This is a genomic window from Haemophilus parahaemolyticus (genome assembly GCF_018373095.1).
Classification (GTDB): domain Bacteria; phylum Pseudomonadota; class Gammaproteobacteria; order Enterobacterales; family Pasteurellaceae; genus Haemophilus_A; species Haemophilus_A parahaemolyticus_A.
Window position 1 is genome coordinate 1 of the sequence record NZ_JAHAHT010000105.1, and the last position, 6,047, is coordinate 6,047.

Genomic DNA, 6,047 nt, shown 5'->3' on the forward strand with positions numbered 1-6,047 from the left:
TCCTACGGCAACTTTGCCTGAAAGAATTTCTGAAATTGATGGAAATTTAGACATTGAATACCTCAAAATTATTTTGATCAATTTTTAATAAAAAATCGTTGCTTATTTTACAAGAAATTCCGCAATGAATGGGGGATTTTTTACATTTTCTTACAAAAATGCTAGAAATTTGATCGAATTAACTAGAAAATTTTGCTATTCGTTTTATGCTAAAGCCTAAATTCTTCTCGTTATGGTAGTCACGAATATGATAACCCAGTATCTAAAATCCCTTATCACAAAATTTCGGCGAGGATTGCACAAAAAACTTCGCCAAACGAATCGCATTTCACGTAAAAGCATTGAATTTGCTTGTCTGCTTATCGGAGCGAGTTTTGTTTCGCTTTCGGCATTGGGTTTTGCCAAATTAGCCGAACTTGGTTTGTATTGGAATAGCATTTGGACAGCAAAATATCCGCTAGCGGTTTGGTTTATTTTACCGCTTGGAATGGCGTTACTCGCGTGGTTTACCGCAAAATATACACCTTATGTATCGGGCAGTGGTATTCCGCAAGTGATTGCCTCAATGAGCCTGCCACACGGTTCACTTAAAAGTCGTTTGGTGACTTTTTGGCAGACGATTTGGAAAATTCCACTTACTTTTTTGGCAATGTTAATTGGTGCATCGGTAGGGCGTGAAGGTCCTTCAGTGCAAGTAGGGGCTGCTGTCATGTTAGCTTGGGGAAATTTTTGTCATAAGCACGGCTATGCGTTTAAAGGTTTAACGGCAAACGAACTGATGGCAGCGGGGGCAGGCGGTGGGTTAGCGGCGGCATTTAATGCCCCGCTTGCAGGCGTGATTTTTGCGATTGAAGAATTAGGTCGAGGAATGGTGCTCCGTTGGGGTAGACGTGTTGTACTTGGTGTGCTTGCCTCAGGTTTTATTTTGGTGGCGATTGAAGGAAATAACCCCTATTTCCCGCAATATCAAGGGGCTACAACTGTGCCTAAAATGATTTTATGGGTTGCATTGTGCGGTGTCATTTGTGGCATTTTAGGAGGATTATTCGCCCGCTTGTTGGCAAAAGGTGTAGCGAGTGTTTCGCCTGCTAAGATTCGTGGTTGGGTTCGTCGTCATCCAATTTATATGGCGTTAATGCTGGGGCTTATGCTTGCAGGATTAGGGAGTTATACTTCAGGACAAACTTACGGTACGGGCTATGAGGTCGTGAGTCGAGCATTGAATGGAGAGGTAATAGACCCGCAAGCGGTTGGAATTGCCAAACTTTTTGCAACGGTAACCACTTACTGGACGGGCATTGCTGGCGGGATTTTCACACCATCCTTAACTGTTGGTGCAGGCATTGGGGTGGAAATTGCAACGCTTACAGGTGGGATTGTCGATCAGCGTTTGTTGGTGTTGCTCTGTATGGCTGCTTTTCTTGCAGGCGGAACGCAATCCCCAATTACCGCCAGTGTCGTTGTGATGGAAATGACAGGAAGTCAGCCTGTATTGTTTTGGGTGCTGGTCGGTAGCCTCATTGCTTCAATGGTCTCTCGTTATTTCTGCCCGAAACCGTTCTATCACTTCGCCGCAGGACGTTTCCGACAACGCGTGCAAGAAGAGGCAAAAGAACAAAAAGATTGTTGATAAAACAATCTCTTATTGCAAGTTTAAAAATTTTTTTACATTTTTTGAAAAAATAGTGAACTTTATAAAAATGACTTAGTCAGATAAATCGCTAACTGATTGAAATTATCAGCAAAGTTTTTTTCATTTTCTTAATAAGACCTCCGCCCGTTTTCGATTTTTGATTACGGGCTTTTTTTTGCGTATTTCATCGTGATTTCAATATGTTACAATAATGCCAATTATTTTAAGCAAGTGACATTCTATGAACAAAAACCAAACCTTCTTTTTCTACGATTACGAGAGTTTTGGCGTTAATCCTGCCTCGGATCGTCCCGCCCAATTTGCAGGTATTCGCACCGATAGCAACTTTAACATCATTGGCGAACCTATCATGTTCTATTGCAAACAAACACCTGATTATCTGCCAGCCCCTGAAGCAGTTATGGTAACGGGGATTTTGCCTCAACAATGCAATGCAGAGGGTTTGTCAGAGCCCGAATTTTCGGCAAAAATTCACGCTGAATTTAGCCAGCCTAATACTTGTGTGATGGGGTATAACAATATCCGTTATGATGATGAAATGACACGTTATACCTTCTTTCGTAATTTTTTTGATCCTTATGAATATAGCTATAAAAACGGCAATTCGCGTTGGGATTTGTTAGATGTGGTACGAGCGTGCTATGCGTTACGTCCAGATGGCATCAATTGGGTTACTGATGAAGAGGGGATCCCTAATTTTAAATTGGAAAATCTTACCAAAGCGAATGGGATTGAGCACGAGAATGCCCATGACGCGATGGCGGATGTGTATGCAACTATCGCAATGACGAAATTACTTAAAGAGAAACAACCTAAATTGTTCAATTATTTCTTTGAACATCGTGGCAAAAAAGAAGTGGAAAGTTTGATAGATACGGGCGAAATGACGCCGCTTGTACACGTATCAGGTATGCTTGGTAATTATCGTGGTAATATTGCGTGGGTAGTGCCGATTGAGTGGCATCCAACTAATAAAAATGCCGTTATTGTGTGCGATTTATCGGGCGATATTCAAGGCTTGCTCAATGATGATCCACAAGCACTCAAAACTCGTCTTTACACCAAGCGTGAAAATTTAGCCGACAACGAATTGCCTGTGCCGTTGAAATTAGTGCATATCAACAAATGCCCGATTTTAGCTCCTGCAAAAGTACTTTTACCTGAAAATGCCGAACGTTTAGGCATCGATCGTGAACTTTGCTTGCAAAATTTAAAAGCGTTAAAACAGCATAAAAGTTTATTACGCCAAAAAGTGAGCGAAATTTTTAGCGATGAACGAACTTTTGCCTCGAGTGAGAATGTGGAAACCACGCTTTATGATGGTTTTTTCTCGCCAGCAGATAAAAATAATATGGCAATTTTACGTACACTTAAACCTGAAGAATTGGTGCATCACGGCTTAAAATTTGCCGATCCACGCGTGGAACAATTGTTGTTCCATTATCGTGCTCGCCATTATCCTGAAACCCTAACTCGGGCAGAGCAAGTCAAATGGCAGAAATATTGCAATCAGCAGATTGATGCCAAAGCAGAGCAGTTTGCACAGTCGATCGAAATGCTTTCGCAAACTTACCACGATGATCCTAAAAAATTGCAATGGCTTGAGCAACTGATGGCTTATGCTGAAGAAATTTCAGAAGCAAAACCTGTTTATGTACAGAGAGAAACTACGCAACCGCATTTGGTGGATGATTTAAATAAAGTTGCAGAGCAAGCAATGAGTAAAGAAGAGAAGTTGAAGCAGCTTAAGGCGTTGATTAAGTAAAGAAATAGAAAAGAGCGTGGAATCAATTGACGCTTTTTTCTCTTAATCGATATAACTTTTCAGCATAAAAAATAGTTTTCTATTCTTTCCTTTCCCTTTTATTCTCCTCTAATATCCCTCCCATATAAACGATTGCTTAACAGTTTTTAGATTATTACGGATACAATCATGAATTGGGAATATATTTGGCAAGCTTTACCACGTTTTATGGATGCGACCATAATGACACTTCATCTCGCCTTTTGGGGAGTTGTGTTGTCGCTTATTATCGGCTTGTTCTGTGCGGTAATCACTACTTATAAAGTCAAATTCCTTAATTGGCTAGTGCAAGGCTATATCGAACTCTCACGTAATACGCCATTGCTCATTCAAGTATTTTTCCTCTATTTTGGCTTATCCAAAATTGGCATCAAATTAGATGGTTTTACTTGTGGCGTAATAGGTTTGGCATTTTTAGGTGGCAGTTACATGGCAGAGGCAATCCGCGGTGGATTAGAAGCTGTTTCTAAAGGACAAATTGAATCAGCATTAAGTATTGGACTTACGCCTTTGCAAGCATTTCTTTATGTAATCTTTCCTCAAGCCTTTGCGATTGCGATGCCTGCAATTGGTGCAAACGCCCTTTTTTTGATGAAAGAGACTTCAGTGATCAGTGCTGTTGCAGTTGCAGAGCTGATGTTTATGGCAAAAGAGATTATTGGGATGGATTATAAAACTAACGAAGCCTTATTTTTGCTGGTGGTTTTCTATCTCATCATTCTGTTACCAATGTCGATTTTTATCCATCATTTAGAACATCGCACACGGAGAGCAAAATATGGGGCTTAGTTTACTATGGCAAGGGAGTAACCTTGAGCGATTATTGAACGGCTTAGCCATTACCGCAGAAATTGCCTTTATTTCAGTATTGTTCGCCAGTATTTTGGGTGTGATTTTCGGTGTGATAATGACTGGTAAAAACAAGTTTGTGCAAGCTATTAGTCATTTTTACTTAGAGTTTGTCCGCATTATTCCATTGCTTGCTTTATTGTTTATTGCTTACTTTGGCTTGGCAAAATGGTTTGGTGTGCATTTAAGCGGAATTACCGTGTGCATTATCGTTTTTATTTTCTGGGGCACAGCAGAAATGGGCGATTTAGTACGAGGTGCTTTGACCTCAATTGAGAAACACCAAGTTGAGTCTGCGTACGCTTTGGGGCTCACCAAACTACAAACTTTCCGCTACATTTTACTACCGCAAAGCATTAAACGAGTGACGCCAAGTGCAATCAACCTTTTTACTCGGATGGTTAAAACTAGCTCGCTTGCGATGTTGATTGGTGTTTTGGAAGTCATCAAAGTAGGGCAACAAATAATCGAAACCTCGCTGTTTACTGATCCTACCGCTGCCTTTTGGATTTACGGCGTGATTTTCGGGCTCTATTTTGTGATTTGTTATCCGTTATCCTTGGTATCGAAGTATTTAGAGAATAAGTGGGAATAAAATGGCATTACTAGAAATTAAAAATCTTGTTAAAAACTATGGCGAAGTCACTGCGCTTAAAGGCATTAATCTTTCCGTGCAAAAAGGTGAAGTGGTGGTTATTTTAGGCCCATCAGGCTGTGGCAAAAGTACATTCTTACGTTGCATTAATGGCTTAGAAGAGATTAAAAGCGGTCAAATTTTACTAGAAAATTACGGAGAGTTGGGCAAAGCGATTTCGTGGACCAAAGCCCGCCAACGAATTGGAATGGTTTTCCAAAGTTATGAACTTTTTTCCCATTTATCAGTGATTGACAACCTCCTGCTTGGTCCGCTTAAAGTGCAAAATCGCGATCGTGCTGAAGCGGAAAAACAAGCGGATGAGCTGCTTAAGCGTGTTGGGTTATATGAACGCAAAAATGCTTTCCCGCGAGAATTATCGGGCGGTCAAAAACAACGGATTGCGATTGTTCGCACCCTTTGCATGAACCCTGAAGTAATTTTATTCGATGAAGTCACTGCCGCACTTGATCCAGAAATGGTACGTGAAGTATTAGATGTGATTTTAGAGCTGGCAAAGGAGGGGCTAACAATGCTGATCGTTACCCACGAAATGAGCTTTGCCCGCCAAGTTGCGAATCGCATTATTTTTATAGATAAAGGGCAGATTATCGAAGAAGCTAAGCCTGAAGATTTCTTTACTAATCCGACTACAGATCGGGCAAAAGCATTTCTTAATATTTTAAATTACGAACCGAGAGGAACAAACTATGAAGACAACATCTAAAACTTTCAAAAAAATCGGGGCATTAATCGTCGCTGCAATTTTTGCTACAGGATTGACTGCTTGCAACGATAAAGATGAGCCTGCAGCACAAAAACCGATTTCAACTATTGCACAATTAAAACAAGCTGGCAAAGTGCGTATCGGTGTATTCAGCGATAAACCGCCATTTGGCTATGTAGACGCTAATGGCAAAAGTCAAGGTTTTGATGTAGAAATTGCCAAAGCGATTACCAAAGACTTATTAGGCGATGAAAACAAAGTTGAATTCGTGTTAGTGGAAGCGGCAAACCGTGCGGAATACTTGGTCTCTAACAAAGTAGATATTATTCTTGCGAATTTTACCGTTACACCAGCACGCAAAGAGGTGGTTGATTTTGCT

The 6,047-nt window shown here is 40.7% G+C and carries 6 protein-coding genes; all 6 read left to right on the plus strand.

From position 1 onward, the window contains the following. Window positions 1-247: 247 nt before the first annotated feature. Window positions 248-1,630, plus strand: a complete 1,383-nt coding sequence (locus KH943_RS08805; RefSeq protein ID WP_304110093.1) for a chloride channel protein — start codon at window positions 248-250, stop codon at window positions 1,628-1,630. 244 nt (window positions 1,631-1,874) lie between these two features. Beyond that, a complete protein-coding gene (gene sbcB / locus KH943_RS08810) occupies window positions 1,875-3,419 on the plus strand; it encodes an exodeoxyribonuclease I (protein WP_304110095.1) in 1,545 nt (514 codons plus the stop codon). 168 nt (window positions 3,420-3,587) lie between these two features. Beyond that, on the plus strand, window positions 3,588-4,247 hold the full coding sequence (locus tag KH943_RS08815) for an amino acid ABC transporter permease (protein WP_304110102.1): 660 nt from the start codon (window positions 3,588-3,590) through the stop codon (window positions 4,245-4,247). Next, window positions 4,237-4,902, plus strand: a complete 666-nt coding sequence (locus KH943_RS08820) for an amino acid ABC transporter permease (protein ID WP_304110103.1) — start codon at window positions 4,237-4,239, stop codon at window positions 4,900-4,902. Before KH943_RS08815 ends, KH943_RS08820 begins: the two co-directional genes overlap by 11 nt. 1 nt (window position 4,903) lies before the next feature. After that, window positions 4,904-5,668, plus strand: coding sequence for an amino acid ABC transporter ATP-binding protein (locus tag KH943_RS08825; protein WP_304110104.1), 765 nt, complete (start codon window positions 4,904-4,906; stop codon window positions 5,666-5,668). Further along, window positions 5,652-6,047 (plus strand): transporter substrate-binding domain-containing protein (locus tag KH943_RS08830; RefSeq protein ID WP_304110105.1); only part of this gene is annotated, 396 nt, incomplete at its 3' end. The genes KH943_RS08825 and KH943_RS08830, both read left to right, overlap by 17 nt.